The organism is Streptomyces sp. NPDC006743 (assembly GCF_040703815.1).
Taxonomy (GTDB): Bacteria; Actinomycetota; Actinomycetes; order Streptomycetales; family Streptomycetaceae; genus Streptomyces.
Genome location: NZ_JBEYJA010000064.1, coordinates 14,399 through 34,807, shown reverse-complemented (window position 1 = coordinate 34,807; position 20,409 = coordinate 14,399). Strand labels below are relative to the sequence as shown.

The 20,409-nt window shown below is 73.6% G+C and carries 20 protein-coding genes; 11 read left to right on the top strand and 9 right to left on the bottom strand.

The genetic code is table 11. The features are described 5' to 3' along the window. Positions 1-165: 165 nt before the first annotated feature. The 4 genes from ABZ719_RS33155 to zapE form a co-directional block, all read right to left on the bottom strand. Positions 166-1,677, bottom strand: coding sequence for a SulP family inorganic anion transporter (locus tag ABZ719_RS33155; RefSeq protein WP_366728869.1), 1,512 nt, complete (start codon positions 1,675-1,677; stop codon positions 166-168). Between the two features lie 8 nt (positions 1,678-1,685). Further along, on the bottom strand, positions 1,686-2,264 hold the full coding sequence (locus tag ABZ719_RS33150) for a carbonic anhydrase (RefSeq protein ID WP_366728868.1): 579 nt from the start codon (positions 2,262-2,264) through the stop codon (positions 1,686-1,688). A gap of 89 nt (positions 2,265-2,353) precedes the next feature. Then, positions 2,354-2,740, bottom strand: a complete 387-nt coding sequence (locus ABZ719_RS33145) for a hypothetical protein (protein ID WP_366728867.1) — start codon at positions 2,738-2,740, stop codon at positions 2,354-2,356. Positions 2,741-3,008: 268 nt separating this feature from the next. Next, the gene (gene zapE, locus ABZ719_RS33140; protein ID WP_366728866.1) at positions 3,009-4,121 is read right to left on the bottom strand and encodes a cell division protein ZapE; all 1,113 of its coding nucleotides are present in this window, start codon (positions 4,119-4,121) and stop codon (positions 3,009-3,011) included. Between the two features lie 37 nt (positions 4,122-4,158). Between zapE and ABZ719_RS33135 the strand changes: the two genes are divergently transcribed. The 8 genes from ABZ719_RS33135 (at position 4,159) to ABZ719_RS33100 (ending at position 11,007) form a co-directional block, all read left to right on the top strand. Beyond that, the gene (locus tag ABZ719_RS33135) at positions 4,159-4,986 is read left to right on the top strand and encodes a pyrimidine reductase family protein (protein WP_366728865.1); all 828 of its coding nucleotides are present in this window, start codon (positions 4,159-4,161) and stop codon (positions 4,984-4,986) included. Positions 4,987-5,236: 250 nt separating this feature from the next. Next, on the top strand, positions 5,237-5,710 hold the full coding sequence (locus tag ABZ719_RS33130) for an indole-3-glycerol phosphate synthase (RefSeq protein ID WP_366728864.1): 474 nt from the start codon (positions 5,237-5,239) through the stop codon (positions 5,708-5,710). Positions 5,711-5,783: 73 nt separating this feature from the next. After that, positions 5,784-7,175, top strand: a complete 1,392-nt coding sequence (gene murC, locus ABZ719_RS33125; protein ID WP_366728863.1) for a UDP-N-acetylmuramate--L-alanine ligase — start codon at positions 5,784-5,786, stop codon at positions 7,173-7,175. A 19-nt stretch (positions 7,176-7,194) separates the two neighbouring features. Beyond that, positions 7,195-7,602, top strand: a complete 408-nt coding sequence (msrB, locus tag ABZ719_RS33120) for a peptide-methionine (R)-S-oxide reductase MsrB (RefSeq protein ID WP_037858553.1) — start codon at positions 7,195-7,197, stop codon at positions 7,600-7,602. Positions 7,603-7,756: 154 nt separating this feature from the next. Then, positions 7,757-8,125 carry a DUF6479 family protein gene (locus tag ABZ719_RS33115; RefSeq protein WP_366728862.1) on the top strand — a complete coding sequence of 123 codons (369 nt, stop codon included), beginning with the start codon at positions 7,757-7,759 and terminating at the stop codon, positions 8,123-8,125. A gap of 331 nt (positions 8,126-8,456) precedes the next feature. Next, entirely contained in the window at positions 8,457-9,629 is a 1,173-nt protein-coding gene (locus ABZ719_RS33110) for an ABC transporter ATP-binding protein (protein ID WP_366728861.1), read from the top strand. Next, on the top strand, positions 9,626-10,342 hold the full coding sequence (locus ABZ719_RS33105; protein ID WP_366728860.1) for an ABC transporter permease subunit: 717 nt from the start codon (positions 9,626-9,628) through the stop codon (positions 10,340-10,342). The genes ABZ719_RS33110 and ABZ719_RS33105 overlap by 4 nt, the downstream gene beginning before the upstream one ends. Further along, complete coding sequence (locus tag ABZ719_RS33100) at positions 10,339-11,007, top strand: ABC transporter permease (RefSeq protein WP_366728859.1); 669 nt, start codon at positions 10,339-10,341, stop codon at positions 11,005-11,007. The genes ABZ719_RS33105 and ABZ719_RS33100 overlap by 4 nt, the downstream gene beginning before the upstream one ends. A gap of 186 nt (positions 11,008-11,193) precedes the next feature. Here ABZ719_RS33100 and ABZ719_RS33095 read toward each other — a convergent pair whose 3' ends face one another. The 4 genes from ABZ719_RS33095 to ABZ719_RS33080 are packed head-to-tail and all read right to left on the bottom strand — an operon-like array spanning position 11,194 to position 15,671. Continuing rightward, positions 11,194-11,802, bottom strand: a complete 609-nt coding sequence (locus ABZ719_RS33095) for an ATP/GTP-binding protein (protein WP_366728858.1) — start codon at positions 11,800-11,802, stop codon at positions 11,194-11,196. Then, positions 11,789-12,205 carry a DUF742 domain-containing protein gene (locus ABZ719_RS33090; protein ID WP_037858567.1) on the bottom strand — a complete coding sequence of 139 codons (417 nt, stop codon included), beginning with the start codon at positions 12,203-12,205 and terminating at the stop codon, positions 11,789-11,791. Before ABZ719_RS33090 ends, ABZ719_RS33095 begins: the two co-directional genes overlap by 14 nt. A 35-nt stretch (positions 12,206-12,240) precedes the next feature. Next, positions 12,241-12,717 carry a roadblock/LC7 domain-containing protein gene (locus tag ABZ719_RS33085; RefSeq protein WP_366728857.1) on the bottom strand — a complete coding sequence of 159 codons (477 nt, stop codon included), beginning with the start codon at positions 12,715-12,717 and terminating at the stop codon, positions 12,241-12,243. Further along, positions 12,714-15,671, bottom strand: a complete 2,958-nt coding sequence (locus tag ABZ719_RS33080) for an ATP-binding protein (protein WP_366728856.1) — start codon at positions 15,669-15,671, stop codon at positions 12,714-12,716. Before ABZ719_RS33080 ends, ABZ719_RS33085 begins: the two co-directional genes overlap by 4 nt. Before the next feature lie 338 nt (positions 15,672-16,009). On the opposite strand from ABZ719_RS33080, the gene ABZ719_RS33075 reads away from it, so the two are divergent. After that, positions 16,010-16,972 (top strand): ABC transporter substrate-binding protein, encoded by a 963-nt coding sequence (locus ABZ719_RS33075; RefSeq protein WP_366728855.1) that lies wholly within the window; start codon positions 16,010-16,012, stop codon positions 16,970-16,972. Between the two features lie 11 nt (positions 16,973-16,983). Further along, positions 16,984-18,810 (top strand): aromatic amino acid lyase, encoded by a 1,827-nt coding sequence (locus ABZ719_RS33070; protein WP_366728854.1) that lies wholly within the window; start codon positions 16,984-16,986, stop codon positions 18,808-18,810. A 49-nt stretch (positions 18,811-18,859) separates the two neighbouring features. Here ABZ719_RS33070 and ABZ719_RS33065 read toward each other — a convergent pair whose 3' ends face one another. Next, positions 18,860-19,315: a tellurite resistance TerB family protein gene (locus tag ABZ719_RS33065; RefSeq protein ID WP_037858579.1), complete on the bottom strand. Its 456-nt coding sequence runs from the start codon at positions 19,313-19,315 to the stop codon at positions 18,860-18,862. Positions 19,316-19,647: 332 nt separating this feature from the next. Between ABZ719_RS33065 and ABZ719_RS33060 the strand changes: the two genes are divergently transcribed. Further along, a complete protein-coding gene (locus ABZ719_RS33060) occupies positions 19,648-20,310 on the top strand; it encodes a ScbR family autoregulator-binding transcription factor (RefSeq protein WP_366728853.1) in 663 nt (220 codons plus the stop codon). Positions 20,311-20,409 lie beyond the last annotated feature (99 nt).

Sequence of the window (20,409 nt, the reverse complement as noted above, 5' to 3'; positions counted from 1 at the left end):
CGCCGCGTAGCGTCCGCCCAGTGCCAGCAGTTGATCGTGCGTACCGTGTTCGGCCACGCGGCCGGAGTCGAGGACCATGATCTGGTCGGCGTAGCCGCCGTCGCCCCGGGGCACCGCGCCGGGCCGCCCGCCCCGCCGCCCGTCACCGCGCCGGCGGCCCTGCCGTCAAGGCGCCGGCGCCAGCAGTCTCACCGGCTCCGTCTCCGCCGTGCTGTGGCGTTCGGCCCAGGTGTCCAGGGCCGTGCGGCAGGCGTGGTCGAGGTGGTGCAGGCCGGCCAGGTGCAGTTCGACCGGGCGGTCCCGGGGGAGGGACTCCAGGCTGTCGAGGATCCTCGGCAGCCGCAGGAACGTCGCGTTGCCCGTCAGGTACGCCTGGACCGGGCCCGCCCCCTTGTCGACGACCTCCAGCTTCACGTGGGAGGCCTCCCAGGCGGTCTTGGCGACCGAGAGGGCCAGACCGATCAGGACGCCCTCGAACATGTTCAGCACGACGATGGACACGGCCGTCGCCACCAGGACCAGCACCTCGCCGCGGTGCGTGCGCCACAGCGAGGCCACCTGGCGGAAGGGGATCAGCTTCCAGCCCGCGTGCACGAGGACGCCGGCGAGCGCGGGCAGCGGTATGAGCGCCAGCGCGGACGGCAGCAGCGCCGCGAACAGCAGCAGCCACACCCCGTGCAGCACCCGGGACGCCTTGGTGCGCGCACCGGCCCGCACGTTGGCCGAACTGCGGACGATCACGGCGGTCATCGGCAGCGCGCCGAGCAGCCCGCACACGCAGTTGCCCGCGCCCTGGGCCATCAGTTCCTTGTCGTACCGGGTGCGCGGTCCGTCGTGCAGCCGGTCCACGGCCGCCGCGCTGAACAGACTCTCGGCCGAGGCGATGAGCGTGAAGGCGAGGACGGTGCCGTAGACCGCGGGGCCGGCCAGCTCGCCGAAGGCCCCGGCGCCGGGCGGCTGGACCGCGTCGAGCAGGCCCTGCACCCGGACCGTGGCGACCGGCAGGCCGAACGCGAGGGAGACGAGCGTGGCCAGGACCACCGCGACCAGGGCGCCCGGGACGGCGCGCACGCCCGCCCACAGCCGCCGTGCCGCCCCGCCGGCCCGGGCGCCGTCCGGCAGGCGCGTCCACAGCACCAGCACGGCGACGGTGCCCGCGCCGAGCGCGAGGGAGGCCGCCGCCCCGGTACTGCCCAGGGCGCCGACGAGCGCGCCCGGCAGCCCGGTGATCTTGTCGAGGCCGGCGGCGGGGGCCTTCAGCCCGGCCGCCGTGTAGAGCTGGCCGGCGATGAGCACGAGCCCGATGCCGGCCAGCATCCCCTCGACCACGGAGACCGAGATGGCCCGGAACCAGCGCCCGAGCCGCAGCGCACCCATGGCGAGCTGGAGCAGCCCCGCGCACAGCACGATCACGCCCAGCACGGGCAGCCCGAACTCGCGGACGGCCTCGAACACGAGCACGGTCAGTCCGGCGGCCGGCCCGGACACCTGCAGGCTGCTGCCCGGCAGGAATCCGGTGACCAGGCCGCCCACGATGCCCGTGACGAGGCCGAGTTCGGCCGGTACGCCGGAGGCTACGGCCACGCCGACGCACAGCGGCAGCGCGACGAGGAAGACGACGAGGGAGGCGGTGAAGTCCTGCCGGAGGAAGGGGAACCTGGATATCGCGGTCTTCACGGCGGCGCTCACAGGGCCGTGAAGGTGTCGGTCCGCGGCCGGTGCGCGAGGACGGCACCGGTGTGCACCTCGTAGTACCAGCCGTGCAGGGACACGGTCCCGTCGGCCAGTCCGCGCGCGACGCACGGGTACGAGCGCAGCCGCAGCAGCTGCGTGAGGACATGGCTCTGGACGCCCTCGGCGACGCACGGGTCCTCGGCCGGTCCCGTCGGCGGGGGTGTGGCGCCCGCCAGCCAGTCGCGCACCGCGGGGACGGCGTCGAGGTCGTCCCCGCGGACCAGGGCGCCGACGGCGCCACAGTGCGAGTGGCCGCAGACCACGACGTGCCGCACGCCGAGCACCTGCACGGCGTACTCGACGGTGGCGGCCTCGCCGGTGGGACGGGCCGGGTCGTAGGGCGGCACGATGTTGCCCGCGGTGCGCAGCTCGAAGAGCTGGCCGGGGCGGGCGCCGGTGATCAGGGCCGGGACGACCCGTGAGTCGGAGCAGGTGATGAACAGGACCTGGGGGGACTGGCCCGCGGCGAGTTCGGCGAACTCCTCGGGGCGCTGTCCGAACGTACGGGCGTTGTCGATGAGGGGCTGCATGTGCGGTGACTCCTCCTGGCGCGCCGCGCGGGCGCGTCGGGCTGACACGACAGAGGTGGGGGGTGTGCGCGAGGGAGACGGTGCGCGGTTCAGCAGCGGAAGACCTGGAGCGCGGCCGGGGTGGTGCCGGTCAGGGGTCTTGGCGGGCGGGCGGACGGGACGCCGGGCACGGCCGCTTCGTGGGCGGCGGCGGGCTGCTGTCCGCGGGCCGGGGGCGGCGGGGGGCCGGCGGTCCGGTGACAGGGGCGGGCGCGCACCGGGCCGGCCGGGTCGTGGGCCGGGGCGCGCTCGCGCGCGGTGGCGCGCTCCTCCTGCTGGGACGCGCCGAGCGGGGTGCCGCCGGGCTGCGCCGCGGCCCCGGTGTGGCGCCCCGCCTGCGCGGACGCCAGGGAGGCGGCCGGTGCGGCGAGGACGAGGGTGAGCAGGGCGGCGGTGAGGAGCGCGAGTGCCGCGCGGGCCGCCGGGCCTTGGAACATGCGCCTCCCTCCGCACCGCACGTAGCTCTAGAACACACCAAGAGTTGGTCAATGGATGGTCAAGAAGCACGATAGCCCGGCATGGCCTTCCGCTGGGTTAACGGCGTGTTACGGCGTGTAAGGCGCCCGAAAAGTGCAGGGGTATTGGCGCGAACCGGACGCCGATGTGCCGCGGAGTCGCCCGGACGTTCGGGCAATTCGCCCGTGCGTTCGAGTAAAGGCCACCGCTCGTCCGGTGCCGATGACGGTACCGGCGCCGGACGGCAGGTCAGGCGGTCTCGACGAGGCCCTTGGCGTCGCGGGCGAGGGCGGTGAGCCGGGATATCGCGCGGAAGTACTTCTTGCGGTAGCCGCCGTTCAGCATCTCCTCGCTGAACAGCCGGTCGAACGGCAGTCCGGAGGCCAGCACCGGCACCTCACGGTCGTAGAGCCGGTCCGCGAGCACGACCAGCCGCAGCGCGGTCGACTGGTCGGGCACCGGCCGCACCCCGGTCAGGCACACGGCCCCCAGGCCGTCGGTCAGCGCACCGTAGCGGCTGGGGTGCACCCTGGCCAGGTGCTCCAGGAGCTGGGCGAAGTCGTCGAGCGAGGCGTTCTCGGTGGTCTGCGCCGCCTTCGTGACCTGCTCGTCGGAGAAGGGCGCGGGAGCCTCGGGCAGACCCCGGTGGCGGTAGTCCTCGCCGTCGATGCGCAGCGTGCGGAAGTGCGCCGACAGGCCCTGGATCTCGCGCAGGAAGTCGGCGGCGGCGAACCGGCCCTCGCCGAGCTTGCCCGGCAGCGTGTTGGAGGTGGCGGCGAGCGCGACCCCCGCCTCGACCAGGCGGCCGAGCAGGGTGGACACGAGCACGGTGTCGCCGGGGTCGTCCAGCTCGAACTCGTCGATGCACAGCAGCCGGTGCCCGGAGAGCGTCTGGACCGTCTTCTGGAAGCCGAGGGCGCCCACCAGGTTGGTCAGCTCCACGAACGTGCCGAACGCCTTGAGCGCGGGCTCGGCCGGGGTGGCGTGCCACAGGGAGGCGAGCAGGTGCGTCTTGCCGACGCCGTAACCGCCGTCCAGGTAGACGCCGCGCGGTGCGGCCGGGGACTTCGGCGTCTTCGTCCGGGCCCTGCCGAAGCCGAAGAGGCCGCGCCGGGCGGAACCGGCGGCGGGCGCGCCGCCGAGTCCGGCGGCGAAGTCCTCCAGGACGCGCACCGCCTCCGTCTGGCTCGGCTGCTTCGGGTCCGGGATGTACGTCGCGAAGCGCACCGAGTCGAACCGCGGCGGCGGCACCATCTCGGCGACCAGCCGGTCCGCCGGGACGTGCGGCTCGCGGGCGCACAGGGAGAGCGGGGTGGCACCGGTCACGGGGCTGAGCCGGGAGGCGGCTGTGGAGGACGACACGGTTCCCCATGGTAAGCCGCGTGGAACACTGCACGGCATGCGACGCCTGTTCCCTGTGACCGACGAAACAGCAGCCCGGACCCCGCGCGGGACCGCCGGGGCCGGCGGTGAGCGCGTGAGCGCCGCCCCCGCGGACCGGGAGTGGACCCTCGCCGAGCTGGCCGAGGCCTACGCCTACCCCGAGCCCGCGGCCGGCGGCCGGGAGCCCTGGCTGCGGGCCAACATGGTCTCCACGCTCGACGGGGCGGCGCAGCACGAGGGCCGTTCGCAGCCCATCTCCGGCGCCGCCGACATGCGGATCTTCGGCACGCTGCGGGCGCTGGCCGACGTGGTGGTGGTCGGTGCCGAGACGGTACGGCAGGAGGGGTACCGCCCGGCCCGCGCGCGGGGGGAGTTCGCGGCCCTGCGGGCGGCGGCCGGGCAGGGGCCGGCCCCGGCGATCGCGGTCGTCACCGCCGGTCTGGAGCTGGACTTCTCCCTGCCGCTGTTCACCTCCCCCCTGGTGCCCACGCTGATCCTCACGGGCGCCGCCGCGGCCCCCGACCGGATCGCGGCGGCCGAGCGGGCGGGGGCGCGCGTGGTGACCGCGGGCGACGGCGTGGGCATCGACCCGCCGCGCGCGGTGCGGGCGCTGGCCGCACTGGGCCACACCCGTCTGCTGACCGAGGGCGGTCCGCGTCTGCTCGGGCAGATGGTGGCCTCCGGGGTCCTGGACGAGCTGTGCCTGACCGTCTCGCCGACGCTGACCGCGGGCGACGCCCAGCGCATCGCGGGCGGGCCCCCGGTCGCCGTCCCGCACCGGTTCACCCTGGCCTCCCTGCTGGAGGAGGAGGGGTTCCTGTTCAGCCGCTACCAGCGGGCGTGAGAGCCGGGCGCCGGGCGCGACGAGGAGGCGCCGCCCCCTCACTCCCGCCCCGGCGCTCCCCGCCACGGCCGCCGGGAGCGGCCCCGCGTCGCCCGAAAGCGGAATTGGTAATTCCGTTCACGTGGTGGCAGCGGGAGGAATTCCGGCGATACCCGTGCGATCACAGGGCAGGATGGTTTCTGCGGGGGCTGTTTCCGGCCCACACGGAGGTAGCGAGAGGGCGCGGCCCTCACACGAGAAAGGGCGTCTGGTGTTCACAAGCGTACTGATGATCGAGAAGGCCCTGACGTCCGCCGACGTGGAGTTCGTCACGACCTTGCACGGGGAGGAGGCGGTCCGTTTCGAGGTGCTGCTCCAGCCGCGCGGGGACCAGGCGGACCGGCTGCTGCGGGCCATCGACGACATCGCCCTCGGCGAGATCGACGAGGCCGCGCGCGAGGGCGGGACACCCGAGGGCGAGGCCGCCAAGGGCGAGGGCGAGCAGGCCCTGGACGTCTCCCTCAAGGCGCTGCGCGCGGCCGGTGCCGACGCCGAGGGCCGGCTCGTCGAGAACCACCCCCTGGACGCCCTCAGATCCCTGGTCGCCCAGGCCGGGGCGGACGAGGTGATCGTGCTGACCGACCCGCACTACGTGGAGGAGTTCTTCCACCGCGACTGGGCCTCACGGGCCCGCCACAAGGTCGGCGTGCCGGTCCTGAAGCTGTTCTCCCACAGCAAGGCATAGGCTGGGGCGGCGCCCGCGCCCGCGGTGCGCCGCACGCCCGTACCGACGCCGCACCACCTGGGGAGAACAGCGCATGGCACCCGGCCTTCCTACCGCCATGGACCGACCGCACTTCATCGGCATCGGCGGCGCCGGGATGTCGGGCATCGCCAAGATCCTCGCCCAGCGCGGCGCCCGGGTGGCCGGCAGCGACGCCAAGGAGTCGGCGACCGCCGAGGCGCTGCGCGCGCTGGGCGCCACCGTGCACATCGGGCACGCGGCAAACCACCTCGCCGCCGACGCGACCTGCGTCGTCGTCTCCTCGGCGATCCGCGCGGACAACCCGGAGCTGGTCCGGGCGGCCGAACTGGGCATCCCGGCCGTCCACCGCTCCGACGCCCTGGCCGCCCTGATGGACGGCCTGCGTCCGATCGCGGTGGCCGGCACCCACGGCAAGACCACCACCACCTCGATGCTGGCGGTCTGTCTGACCGAGCTGGGCCTGAAGCCGTCGTACGCCATCGGCGGCGACCTGGACGCCCCCGGTTCCAACGCGCTGCACGGCGAGGGCGACATCTTCGTCGCCGAGGCGGACGAATCGGACCGCAGCTTCCACAAGTACGCGCCCGAGGTCGCCATCGTCCTCAACGTCGAACTCGACCACCACGCCAACTACGCCTCGATCGACGAGATCCACGAGTCCTTCGAGACCTTCGCCGGGAAGATCGTCCCCGGCGGCACGCTGGTGATCGCCGCCGACCACGAGGGCGCGCGCGAGCTGACCCGGCGCCTGGCCGGCTCGGTGCGGACGGTGACGTACGGCGAGTCCGCCGACGCCGACGTGCGCATCCTGTCCGTGGTGCCGCAGGGCCTCAAGAGCGAGGTCACCGTCGTGCTGGACGGCACCGAGCTGACCTTCACGGTCTCCGTGCCCGGCCGCCACTACGCCCACAACGCCGTCGCCGCGCTCGCCGCCGGCGCCGCCCTCGGCATCCCGGCCGCCGAACTGGCCCCCGCCCTGGCCGCCTACACCGGCGTCAAGCGGCGCCTCCAGCTCAAGGGCGAGGCCGCAGGTGTCCAGGTGATCGACTCCTACGCCCACCACCCCACCGAGATGACCGCCGACCTGGAGGCGACGCGCGCCGCCGCGGGCGACGCCCGGATCCTGGTCGTCTTCCAGCCGCACCTCTTCTCCCGCACCCAGGAACTGGGCAAGGAGATGGGCCAGTCGCTCGTCCTCGCCGACTCCTCCGTCGTCCTGGACATCTACCCGGCCCGCGAGGACCCGGTCCCGGGCGTCACCAGCGAACTGGTCATCGCCTCCGCGCGGGCCGCCGGCGCGGACGTCACCGCGGTCCACGACAAGGCCGAGGTCCCCGACGTGATCGCGGGAATGGCCAAGCCCGGTGATCTCGTTCTCACCATGGGCGCGGGCGACGTCACCGACCTCGGGCCGCGCATCCTGGACCGACTGCAGCAGAACTGAGCGAAGGGGCTGAGGGCTCATGGCGTACGACGTGGACAAGCCGGACGAGCAGTGGCGCGAGGAGCTGAACCCGGCCGAGTACGCCGTGCTGCGCCAGGCCGCGACGGAGCCGGCCTTCACCGGCGAGTACACCGACACCAAGACCAGGGGTGTCTATTCCTGCCGGGCCTGCGGCGCGGAGCTGTTCACCTCCGACACCAAGTTCGAGTCCCACTGCGGCTGGCCGTCCTTCTACGACCCGAAGGACACCGACGCGGTGGAACTCCTCCAGGACCGTTCGCACGGGATGGTGCGCACCGAGGTGCGCTGCGCCCGCTGCGGGTCGCACCTCGGGCACGTGTTCGAGGGTGAGGGGTACCCCACCCCGACCGACCAGCGGTACTGCATCAACAGCATCTCGCTGCGGCTGACGCCCGCCGAGGGCTGAGCCGGGCGCCGGGGCGGGGGCGCCGCCCTCGGCGGCGCTTTGCTGCGGCCTGCCGTGGTGGGACAATAGTCACGGCGGGACAATATGGGACATTGGTGGCGTCGTCGGCGCCACCGGTTGTTTCGCCGCATCTCCGCAGAGGCGGGTGGAAGACATGGGCACAGCGTCCAACGTCGTACTGGCCGTGGCTCCGCACGTGTGGGCCACGCTCGGTGCCTTCATCGGCGGGCTCGTCATCGTGGTGGCGCTCGTCTGGGCCGTCAGCATGGGCATCGGCGTGATGCGCCGCGAGCCGGACCGGCCCGAGACGTCCGAGCAGCCGCACCTGCCGGTCACCGGCGCCGTCGAGGAGATCAGCGAGAGGCGCGAGCCCGACGAGGTCCACTGCGGCGACGACGGCAAACGGCTCCTGCCGTACGAGCTGCACGCCGCGAGCACCCGGCGCAGCCAGGACCAGCACCGCAGCCGCTGGGCTCCGGGCAGCAGCGGATCCTTCGGCAGCGGGGGCCCCGGCCGCACCTGACCCGGCCTGTCGGCCGCGGTATCCACAGCGGGGAGCGCGCACCGAACCGTGGCGCGGGTCTCCGCGCACCGCATCCCGGGCCGGTTCACCCCGTGGCCGGGCGGGCGCCCCGTGCACCGGCACCACCCCGCACCGCACCCGGTGTGACGGCCGAAGCCGCCGCGCCCGGGTGCGGTGCCGTGTCCGGCGCGGCGGCCCCTCAACGGCCGCGCCCCGCACGGGTGCTGCAATCCCGCCGCAATCCCGGGCGTCTAGACTCTCTCCGCAACGGCCCGCGCGACCGTGGCCGAGAGCGGGCAGCTACTGCCAGACCCGAAGGGTATGCGGCGTTTTGATACGCATAGATTCAGTCACCAAGCGGTACCCGGACGGCACGGTGGCGGTCGACCGGCTCTCGCTGGAGATACCGGACCGCTCGATCACCGTCCTCGTCGGGCCGTCCGGCTGCGGCAAGACCACCACCCTGCGCATGATCAACCGCATGGTCGAGCCGAGCGAGGGCCGCATCCTCCTCGACGGTGCCGACGTCAAGGAACAGCCCGTCAACACCCTGCGCCGGTCGATGGGTTACGTCATCCAGAACGCCGGGCTCTTCCAGCACCGCACCATCGTCGACAACATCGCCACCGTGCCCCGGCTGCTGGGCTGGAGCAAGCAGAAGTCCCGTGCGCGCGCGGTGGAATTGATGGAGCGCGTCGGCCTGGACTCCGCGCTCGCCAAGCGCTACCCCTACCAGCTGTCGGGCGGCCAGCAGCAACGCGTCGGCGTGGCGCGGGCGCTCGCCGCGGACCCGCCGGTGCTGCTGATGGACGAGCCGTTCTCCGCCGTGGACCCGGTGGTGCGCAAGGGCCTCCAGGAGGAACTGCTCCGCATCCAGGACGAGCTGGGCAAGACCATCGTCTTCGTCACCCACGACATCGACGAGGCCATCAGACTGGGCACCATGGTCGCGGTGCTGCGCACCGGCGGGCGGCTCGCCCAGTACGCCCCGCCCGCCGAGCTGCTGACCGACCCCGCCGACGCCTTCGTCGAGGACTTCCTCGGCACCGACCGCGGCATCCGCCGGCTGTCCTTCTTCGGCACCGCGGAACTGGAGCTGCTCACCTCGCCGATCGTCGCCGTGGACTCCACCGCCGAGCAGATCGCCGCCCGCGCGGGGGGCGACGTGCCCTACCTCCTCGTCACCGGCCCCGACGGCCGCCCGCTCGGCTGGAGCGAGCCGGGCGACCTGACGGGCGGCCGGATCGACCCGGACCGGCTGCTGCCCCACGGGCGGCCCTTCGTGCGGGGCGGCGAGTCCCTGCGCGCCGCCCTGGACTGCGCCGTGCTCTCGCCGACCGGCTGGGCGGTCGGCGTGGACGACACCGGCCGCGCGGTCGGCGTGGTCTCGCAGCAGACCATCGGCGCGGCCATCCGCGCCGCGCACGCCGGGGGCCGTAGGGACGCGGAAGGGCGCACGGAAGCCGGCGAGCACGCCGGCGCGGACGCCGAGGCCGTCCGATGAACCGCTTCTTCGACCTCCCGAGCGACCTCCAGCACAGCTGGTTCGGCCTGATCGGACTGCACCTGCGCGAGGCGCTGCTGCCCGTCCTCGCGGGCCTCGTCGCCTCCCTGCCGATCGCCCAGCTGTGTGTGCGCTTCCGCTGGCTCTACCCGCCGGTGCTCGGCCTGACGACGGTGCTGTACGCCGTCCCGTCCCTGGCCTTCATCGTCTTCCTCATCGACTACACCGGCCAGACCGAGCTGACCGTCATGATCCCGCTGGCCGTCTACAGCCTGGTCGTGCTCGTCCCGGCCATCGTCGACGGCGTCCGCGCGGTGCCGCAGGAGACGCTGGCCGCCGCCACCGCCCTGGGACTGGGTCCCGTACGGCGTTACTTCCAGGTGCAGTTGCCGATCGCGGTGCCCGCCATCCTCGCCGGGCTGCGCGTGGCCACCGTGTCCAGCATCTCCCTGGTCAGCGTCGGCATGCTCATCGGCAACCAGGGCGCCCTCGGCAACCTGCTCAACGACGCGAACATCTACCACCGGCCCGAGCTGGCGGTGAACTCCGTGGTCACCACCGCCGTCCTGGCCATCCTCGTCGACGCCGTGCTGGTCGGCGTACGGTTCCTGCTGACCCCGTGGATGCCGCGCGGCACCGGCCGCCGCGGGCCCCGGACCGCCGAGGAGCGGCCGGAGCCGGCCGTGTCCGTACGGGAGGACGCCGCCCGGTGAACGTACTGCACTTCGTCAACGCCTTCTTCAGCGACAGCGCCCACTGGCACGGCTACGACGGCATCCCCACACGCCTGGCCGAGCACCTGCGCTACTGCCTGATCGCGCTCGGCATCGCGGCCGCCATCGGGCTGCCGGTCGGCCTGGTCACCGGGCACTACGGGCGCGGCGGCAACGTCCTCGCCTTCCTGGCCACCGCCGGGCGGGCGCTGCCCAGTTTCGGCCTGCTGGTGCTGATGACCACACTGGTCGGCTTCGGCCTGGTCCCCGTCATGGTCCCGCTGGTCGTCCTCGCCGTCCCGCCGATCCTGGTGACCACCTACGAGTCGATGCGCTCGGTCGACCCGTCGCCGGTGGACGCGGCACGGGGCATGGGCATGCAGGAGTCGCGGATCCTCTTCCGCGTCGAACTGCCGGTCGCGCTCCCGCTGATCCTCAGCGGCCTGCGCTCGGGAGCCATCCAGATCGTCTCCACGGCGACCATCGCCGCCTACGTCGGCATCGGCGGCCTCGGCCGCTACGTCATCGACGGTCTCTACCAGCGCAACTACGAGAAGGTGGTGGGCGGCGCCAGCCTGGTCGCGGCGCTGGCGCTCGTCACGCTCCTGCTGTTCTGGGCCGCGGCCCGGCTCACGGTGTCCCGGGGCGTGCGGCGCGGTACCTGACGGAGCCGGCCGGGCGAGCCGCGCCACGAACCGCCCGGTCACCTCGCGTCAGCGTGCCGGCCCGTCCGGCGGTCACCCTCGGTGTCAGCGGCAGGCGGCCGGCCGGTTCGCATCGGCGGCACAGGACAGTCGGCCGGCCGGTCGCCCCCATCTCAGGGGCCGGCCGCTCGACCCGGTGTCAGCGGGTCACGCCTCGGTCCGGGACAGCGCCAGCTCCAGTACGACCAGCAGCGCGTCGCGCACCGAGCCGCGTTCCCGTGCGTCGAAGACGACCACCGGGACGTGCTCGGAGACGTCGAGCGCCCAGCGGACCTCCTCCAGGGAGTGGTCCACCCGCCCGTCGAAGGCGTTGAGCGCCACCGCGAACGGGATCCGCCGGTGCTCGAAGTAGTCGACGGCCGCGTAGCAGTCGTCCAGGCGGCGGGTGTCGACGATGACGAGTCCGCCGACCGCGCCCTCCACGATGTCGTCCCACATGAAGCCGAACCGTTCCTGGCCGGGTGTGCCGAACAGGTACAGCTTCAGCGTCGGGTCGATGGTGATGCACCCGAAGTCCATGGCGACCGTGGTGGTCGTCTTGCGCGGGGTGTGGGTGAGGTCGTCGACGCCCGCGGCGACCTCGGTGATGGCCGCTTCGGTGGTCAGCGGCTCGATCTCGGAGATGGAGCCGACGGCGGTGGTCTTCCCCACGCCGAAGCCGCCCGCGATCACCATCTTGACCGGCAGCGGCGGCCGTACGGCGCTCTGGCCGGCCGCCGCGGCGGTGCCGCGGGCGAGTTGTTCAGTCGGTGTCACGGAGTACTCCCCGGGAGTCGGGGATGGCCCGCAGGCCATCGATAACCCTGCGCAGGACGGAGGCGTCGTGGATCACGCCGGAGTCGGGCACGTGCACCGTCAGCTGCCCCGCGGCGCGCAGGTCCTCGGTGAGGACCCGCACCACGTTGAGGTGCAGCCGCAGCCGGGCGGCGAGTTCCGCGACGGACAGCGGCAGGCGGCAGGCGGCGATGATGTCGTGCTGCTCGAAGGAGAGGCCGCCCAGCGCAGCGAGCCCGGCGGCGGTGGCCACCACCTGGGTCTCCACGGGCACCGGCCGGCCGGAGGCGGTGGGCGCCACCCGGCCGGCCGTGACCAGGAACGGCCGCACGGCGGGGGCGGGGCCCACCGGGTCTCCTCCCGGGGGCGGGGAGCCGTCCGCCATGGGTTCTTCTTCCTTCCTCGACCGGCGGTGACCGGTCAGCGCGCCGAGGCGGCGCCGACGCTGTTCTTCAGTTCGAGGACGAGCTGCGGGCTGAGCGCGGCACCGGCCCGGTTGGCGAACAGCGTCATCTCGTAGGCGATGTTGCCGAGCTTGGCCTCCTTGTCGGTGACCACGCCGAGCACCGCGCCGCTGCCGATCGCGGACACCAGGACGTGACCGCCCTCCAGGTCGATGATGACCTTGTTGAGCGCCCCGAGGCGGTAGTTGCCGGAGGCGCCGGCGGCCAGGCTGGTGATGCCGGAGACGATGGCGGCCAACCGCTCGGAGTCGGCGTGCTCGCGCAACTGCGAGACGGCGATCAGCAGTCCGTCGGAGGAGACGGCGATGGCGTCGACGACACCGGCGGTCTCGGTCGCGAAGCGGTTCAGCAGCCAGGTGAAGTCGGCTGCGGCGGCCTGCAGGTCGGTCGGCGTGGTGCCTCCCGTCGGAGTGTCACCTGTCGACGTGCTCACTGCTCGGCTCCTTCCGGGAGGTCGTTCTGGTGCTGCGAGTCGGGGGTGGTGGGGCGCGGGGCGGTCGGGTCCGCTGTCGGCGGGTGCGCGGCGGCGGCCGGGGTGGTCCGGGCGTCCGCGCGGGGCCCGGTACGGCTGTCCGGGGCGGGGTCGGCGGGGCCGTTCGGGCCGGTGGCGGGCGGGGGGTCCGCGGGGGGTCCGCCGGAAGTGACGGCGGGTCGGGTGCCGGTGTCGCGGTGGGCGCGCTCCACGGCGGCCTCGAACTCCTCCAGCGCGGACCGCACGGCGTCGGCGTCGGCGGGCCGTGCGCTCTCGCGGGCGCTCGGGGAGGGGCCGCCGGCGGCGCGCAGGGTCGCGCCGCGCACGCGGCGGCGCAGGGGACGGGAGGCCGGCGCCCGGCCGGGCCCGGCCTGACCCGGCACCGTCGGGCCGGACACCGCTTCCGCCGGGTTGGTCTCTTTACGGGCCCGGGGGGTGAACGGGGTCTGCGCCGCGGCCGGTCCGGCGGCGGGCTGCGAGCCTGGGCCCGATGCCGATGCCGATGCCGATGCCGGGCCAGCGGTCTGGTCCCGGCGTGCGGCCGGTTCCGGCTCTGCGGTCTGGTCCCGGCGTGCGGCCGGTTCCGGGCGTTCGTCCGGTTCCTGTTCTGCCGGCTGTTCCCCGACTGCGGCTGTTCCCGGGTCCGTGGAAGGGGCCGGGGCTCCGGCGGGTTCCCGCTTCACGGTCGTCTCCGCGTCGGACGCGGCGGGGGACGTCTGGCGCCGGGGGAGGCGGCGGGGGAGCGCGCCGGGTTCGTCACCGGCGTCCGCGGCGGGCTCGGGCACCACGGCGGTGGACGGCCTCGGCCCGGTGGCCTCGACGGCGCCCGCGGTCCCGGCGGCACCCGGGGATCCGGCCGCGGCCTCGCCGCCGGTTCCGTTCCGCTCCGCCGCCCCCTCCGGCGCGGCCCGGTCCACCGGAGCGTCGCCGCCGGAGACCACCGCACCCGGGGACAGCAGCAGGGCGGAGGGGATCGTGACCTCGGCCGTGACACCGCCGCCCGCCGTGCGGGTGAGGGCGACCCCGACCTCCCAGCGGCGGGCCAGCGTGCCCACCACGAACAGGCCGAGCACCTTCGTCGGCACCAGGTCGAGGCGTTCGCGGCGGATCAGGCGGGCGTTCTCCTCGGCGAGGCGTTCGGCGCTCATCCCGAGGCCGTGGTCGGTGACCGCGATCGAGGCGCCCTCCGCGCCCGAGCGCACCGTCACCTCGACGGGGCTGCCCGCGGGGGAGAACGCCACCGCGTTCTCCAGGAGTTCGGCCACCATCAGCGTGAGGTCGCCGATGACGTCCGGCGCGACCATGATCTCGGTCCCGGCGTACAGCCGGACCCGCTGGTAGCCCTCGATCTGGCCGAGCGCGGCGCGCACCACGTTGGTCAGCGCGGTGGGGCCGGAGTCCAGGACGGCCTCGCGGATGCCGGCCAGCAGCATCAGGCTGTCGGCGTTGCGGCGCAGGCGTACGGCGATGTGGTCGATGGAGTAGAGGCGTTCGAGCAGGGCAGGATCCGTCTCACCGCGCTCGACCGCGTCGATCAGCGCGAGCTGACGGGTGGTCAGGTTGCTGACCCGGCGGCCGACGTTGCCGAACATCTCGGCGACGTTGCGGCGGCTGAGCACCTGGCGCTCCAGCAGCGCCGCGGCCGTGGTCTGCACCTGGTTGAACGCCGCCGCCAGGTCGCCGATCTCGTCGCGCGCGGTGACGGGCACGTCCTGGAGGCGCGGCGGCCCGCTGTCGTCGGAGTCGTCGTCGGCGACCCGGGCGAGTTCCCGTCCGGTGGCGGCGGACACCTCCTGCGCGGCCCCGGTGAGCGCCTGCACGGGCCGGACCACCGAGCGGCGCACGGCCACCGAGAAGCCGAGCCAGAGGAGGAAGCCGAACAGTGCGGCGGTCAGCAGCCCGGCGGCCCGCCACCACGCGTCGGTCGAGGCGTCGTCGGCCGAGCCGGCGATCTCGTCGATGAGCGAGGAGGCGATCTTCAGCCGGGCGGCGGCCTGTTCGGGGTAGGAGGGGTAGTCGCCCAGCGCGTCCTGGAAGGCGCGCCGGATCTGGTCGGGGGCGTTCGCCTGGAGACTGCTCGGGTCGATCTGGAGTTCGGCGTACGCCTCGGCGATCCGGCGCTGCGCGGGGGTGTGCTCCATCTCCGCGAGCCGGTCGGCCTGCGCGGCGGTGGCGAACCGGGCGAAGCGGTCGGCCTGGTAGGTGTACAGCTCGTGGGAGCCGACCGCGCCGGTGAACTCGATGAGCGCGTTGGTGTCGCCGGTCGTCGCGGAGAACACGCTGGTCTCGAAGGAGCTGTGCGCGGCGTCGGCGCGCAGCAGGGAGTCCAGCAGGTTGCCGGTGAAGGTGGCCGCCAGGGCCGCGTTCCGGTCGAGGCCGAGACCGTCGATCAGGTTCTTCGCGGCGCCCGTGTAGGCCGGGTCGATGTTGTCGGCGGGCAGGTAACCCTGCTCCACGGTGTCGCGCAGGCTGCTCAGGCCCTCGATCTCCCTGAGCGCCTGTGCCTCGGTGCCGGGCAGCCGGTCGCCGAAGGCGTGCCGTACCACGGCCACCTGGGCGTCGACCGCCGCCTGCGCCGTGCGGTAGGCGGCGGCGGAGGGGCGGGCGCCGATGCCCTGGGCCTCGTAGCGCACCGAGAGCAGGACGGCCTGCTGGTGCTCGGCCTGCACCCGGTCGACGAGCACCGCGACCTGGGCGCTGTCCCGCACCAGCCGGGCCGCGGCGGCCGCGTCCCTGGCCTGGCCGACCTGGTCGGCGATGAGGTAGGCGAGCAGCAGACCGACCACGGTGAGCGGCGCGCCGACCAGGACGTTGAGTTTGCGCCGGAAGGGCCAGCGGTCGGCGAATCCCCCGATGCCACCGGCCCGGGGCGGTGCGGCCTGCCGGGTGGGCGCGTCCACCTCGTTCGTGGACACCGGGCCTCCTTCGAAGGGTGTCTCCACCCAGGACGTACGTGACAACGACGGTGCGCGACGACACCGGTGCGGCCCGTGTACACCGCTGTGACCGACGTCAACTGCCGTGAAATCTACCGCCTCTTCGAAGCCGCGCCCGGCTCGTCCCATGTCAAGAATGCGTTACAAAGCAATCGCTTGCGCTTCACAAGTACCAGGGAAACGAAGCCGATCGGTGACCTGGCTGCTCTTGACTGATCGAGAAGCGGCTGGATTGGATCAGTAAAGTGCGGTGTTCCGCATGCCGTACTCCTTTGTCCCCGTCCTGCCCCACGACTTCCCAACCCGGAACGAGAATCGTGACTTCTTACGCGAAGAGCACCAGGTCCAGCACGAGGCGCGCCGGCGCGGCCACCGTCGCCCTCGCCGCCACCGTCGCACTCCTCGCCGGGTGTTCGTCCTCCGGCGACAAGTCCGGCGGCGACCCGCTCGCGGGCGGCAAGGCGAGCGGGGACAGCGTGGTCGTCGGCTCCAACAACTTCGCCGAGAGCATCCTGCTGGCCGACATCTACGGCGAGGCCCTGAAGGCCAAGGGCGTCAAGGTCACCTACAAGCACAACATCGGCAGCCGCGAGACAACCTACGGCCTGCTCAAGAACGGTTCCGTGACCGTCCTGCCCGAGTACAACGGCGCGCTGCTGGCCTATCTGGACAAGAACGCCGCCCCGAAGACGGTCGCCGCCACGACGGCCGCGATCAACACCAAGCTCGACCCCAAGCTGACGCTGCTGGAGCCGTCGCCGGCGCAGAACAAGGACTCGGTCACCGTCAACGCCGCGACGGCGAAGAAGTACCAGCTGACCGACAAGTCCTCCATCGCGGACCTCAAGGACGCCGCGAAGGACATCGTCATCGGCGGCTCGCCCGAGTTCCAGACGCGCCGGCAGGGCCTGCTCGGCCTGAAGTCGCTGTACGGGCTGGAGTTCAAGTCCTTCAAGGCGCTGGACGCGGGCGGCCCGCTGACCCAGGCGGCGCTGAAGAAGGACACCGTGCAGGCCGCGGACGTCTTCACCACGGACCCGACCATCGCCAAGGAGAAGTTCGTCGTCCTGCAGGACCCGAAGAACCTCTTCGGGTTCGAGAACGTCCAGCCGCTCGTCTACAAGAGCGGACTCGACCAGAAGGGCGTCGAAGCGCTCAACGCGCTCTCCGCCAAGCTGGACACGGCCACCCTGCTGGACCTCGACACGCAGGTGCAGTCGCAGAACAAGGACCCGCTGGACGTGGCCAAGGACTGGCTGAAGTCGGCCGGTCTCGTCTGACCGGACCGGCAGTGGACAGCGCGACGCGGGCGCCCCGGGACGCGGAGGACACCCGTGTCGTGCTGGACGGCCGCCACCTCCCGCTGGCCGGTGTGGTCCGCCTCGCCGACGCCGCGGCCGAACCCGTCGTACCGCGCGAGGCGCTGGCACGGGCCCACCGCTCCTGGCGGGCCGCCGGGCGCCTGGCCGCGGCGGGCAGGCTCTACGGCCGCGGCACCGGTGTCGGCGCGCACCGCTCGGTGCCGGTGGACAGCCGGGACGAGGCCGAGCACGGCCTGCGGCTGCTGCGCAGCCACGCGGGCGGGGCGGGCGCGGTGCTCCCGGCCCGGCAGATCCGGGCGATGCTGGCCGTCCGCGCCAACCAGCTCCTCGCCGGCGGCTCCGGTATCCAGCCCGCTTTCGTCATCGCCCTCACCGAGGCACTCCGGCTCGGCGTGCACCCGGCGGTCAACGAGTACGGCGGCCTGGGCACCGGAGACCTGACGGCCCTCGCACAGACGGGCCTGACCCTCATCGGCGAACGCCCCTGGCTGAACGGCACCCCGGCCGGCGCGGGCCGCTCCCGGGCGACCGCACCGCCGTACGGCCTGCCGGGCGGCCGCGACCGGGGCGACGGACTCGGCGGGCCCCTGACGCCGGGCACCCTTCTGGAGGACACCCCGGCCGACGGCGTTCTGCCCGCGCGCGGGTACCGCGCGGCGCAGACCCCACCCGGTCCGGACCGCGGAACGGAGACGGGGCATCGCGCGAGCCCTGCCGCGCGGCCGGAGCACCGCCCGGGCCCCGCAGCCCAGGCGCCGCCTCGCCCGGGCCGCGCGGCGCGGGCCGAGCCGCATCCGGGCGACGCGGCGCGGGAGGTGCCCCTCGCGGGGACCGGCACCGCCGTTCCCGCGCTGCCCGCCCCCGTCGTGCCGCAGCCCGGCGACGCGCTCGCACTGCTCAGCAGCAACGCTCTCACCCTCGGCCAGGCCGCGCTCGCCTGCCACGGCCTCGACGTGCTGCTGCGGGCCACGCACGCCGTGGCCGCCCTGTCGCTCGCCGCCGTCTGTGGCTCCCTGGAGGCGTACGACGACAGGCTCCACGCGCTGCGCCCCTATCCGGGGGCCGCCCGCGCCGCCGCGGAGGTGCGGCGGCTGTCCGGGCCGCCCGGCCCGCCGCACGGCACCGGAGACCACCGGATCCAGGACCCGTTCGGTTTCCGGGCCTTCCCGCAGGCGCACGGCCCCGCCCTCCAAGCGGCGGACACGCTGCGGCACATCGTCGAGGTGGAGGTCAACTGCCCCTCGGAGAACCCGCTCATCAGCGCCGACGGCACGACCGCCTACCACCACGGCGGCTTCTACGCGGCCCCGCTCGGCCTCGCCCTGGACGCCCTCGACCTCGCCGTGCTGCAGACCGCCCAGCTGTCGGCCGCCCGTCTCGCCGCGCTGGGCCGCCCGGATCTCACCGGCCTGCCCGCCTTCCTGGCCGAGGGCCCGCCGGGCAGCTCCGGCACGATGATCCTGGAGTACACCGCGAACTCCGCCCTCGCCGAGCTGCGCGCCTGCGCCACGCCCGCATCGGCCGGTCACGCGGTGCTCTCCCACGGCCTGGAGGAGGCCGCCAGCTTCGCCTCCCAGGCGGCCCGCCAGGCCCTGCGCGCGGTGGACGCCTACGCGACCGTCCTGGCATGCGAACTGGTGGTCGCCGTCAGGGCGTTGCGCCGGCGTGCGCGGCCGCCGCGCACCGCGGCCTTCGCCGTGGCCGCCGCCGCGCTGCCCGCCGGCACCGAGGACCGCCCGCTGACGGCGGACGTCACCACCGCGACCGGGATCCTGCCCGTCCTGGCGGCATTGTGATGGCGCGGGCGGGCGGCGGCAGGCGGCGCGGCGGTGCCGGCGGCGCTTGTCAGAGGTCGAACTCGTGCGGCGGCAGGTCCAGCGCGTAGCAGGCCTCACGGACCACGGCCCGCTCGGTCTTGTCGAAGTCGCCGTCCGCGCCGCCGATCACGATGCCGATCTGGACGACGGCCCGCGCCTCGGCGGGCTTCTTCTTCGCCTTGGCGATCTCCTGGAGCACGCTCACCTTGCCGAAGTCGAAGTCGGCGGTCAGCTTGTCCAGGTTCTCCTCGAAGCGGCGGCGCAGGTCGTCCGCGGGGAAGTTCTGCAGGACCTCGTTGCCGGCGATCAGCTGGGCGACGCGCCGGCGTTCCGAGGGGTCCACGGTGCCGTCGGCGGCGGCCACGAGCGCGCACATCGCCATGCTCGCGTCGCGGAAGGCGCCGCTCTTCAGGTCGTTCTTCTTCGCCACCAGCTGGGTCTGCATCTGCGTCGCGGAATCCTTGATGCGGTCCCACAGGGCCATGGTGCTCTCCAAAGGTCGGATCGTTCAGTTCTACAGCACCGTAGAAACTAGCGGCGGCACGGATAAGTTCCGTGCCGCGCCGACGAGTACGGGTCGCCTTCCGCCGGGTGCCGGATCCCCACCCGTGAGACTCCGTGAGGTGACACATAAGAAACCGTCCTGCTGGTTTTGAACTCTTCTCTGTTTGTCCGTATTTGGTGACTGTTGGGCCGATGAGGGACCGTGAATGAACCAACTCTCCTGTCTGGTGACGGGGTTGGCTGGTGGGCTATCGTGGAGCGAGCAGGAAACAAACAGCACGCCCCGTTCGTTAGAGCAGGAGTCTTCTGGCCATGGCGAGGCAGTTACGCGCCGAGCAGACACGCTCGACGATCATCACGGCGGCTGCCGACCTGTTCGACCGGCACGGCTACGAGCGCACCAGCCTCAGCGACATCGTCGAGCACGCCCAGGTCACCAAGGGCGCCCTGTACTTCCACTTCGCGGCCAAGGAGGACCTGGCCCACGCCATCATGGAGCTGCAGTCCCGGGCCGTGCGCCAGGTGACGGGCGAGGTGGAGGAGCGGGGCTGCCCGTCCCTGGAAGCGCTGATGCGCATCACCTTCGCGTTCACCCGGCTGTCCGTCGAGGGTCCGGTCGTCCGCGCGGGCTTCCGGCTCGCCACCGGCGGCGTCGAGGTGCGGCCACCGCTGCGCCACCCCTTCACGGAGTGGCTGGAGATCGCCACCAACCGGCTCCTCGCCGCGGTGCGGGAGGCCGACGTCCACCCGGACGTCGACGTCCATGCCGCCGCGCGCTCCCTGGTCTCCTTCTTCGTCGGCACCCGGGTCGCGGGCCGGCCCCTGGAACCGGTGACCCGGCTGCCGCGCAGGACGACCGAGATGTGGCACCTGCTGGTCCGCGGCCTGGTGCCCGTCCCCCGGCGACCGCGCTACCTGGGCCTCGCCGCCCAGCTGGAGCGGGAGACCGCCCCCGCCGATCCGCTGACCCGCTGACCGGACCCCTGACGTTCGTCAGGGCAGACCCGCGTGCGACGGCGTCCGACGTCACCGGGTCCGCGCGCGGGGCGCGTTCGGCGGTGATTCACGCGATGG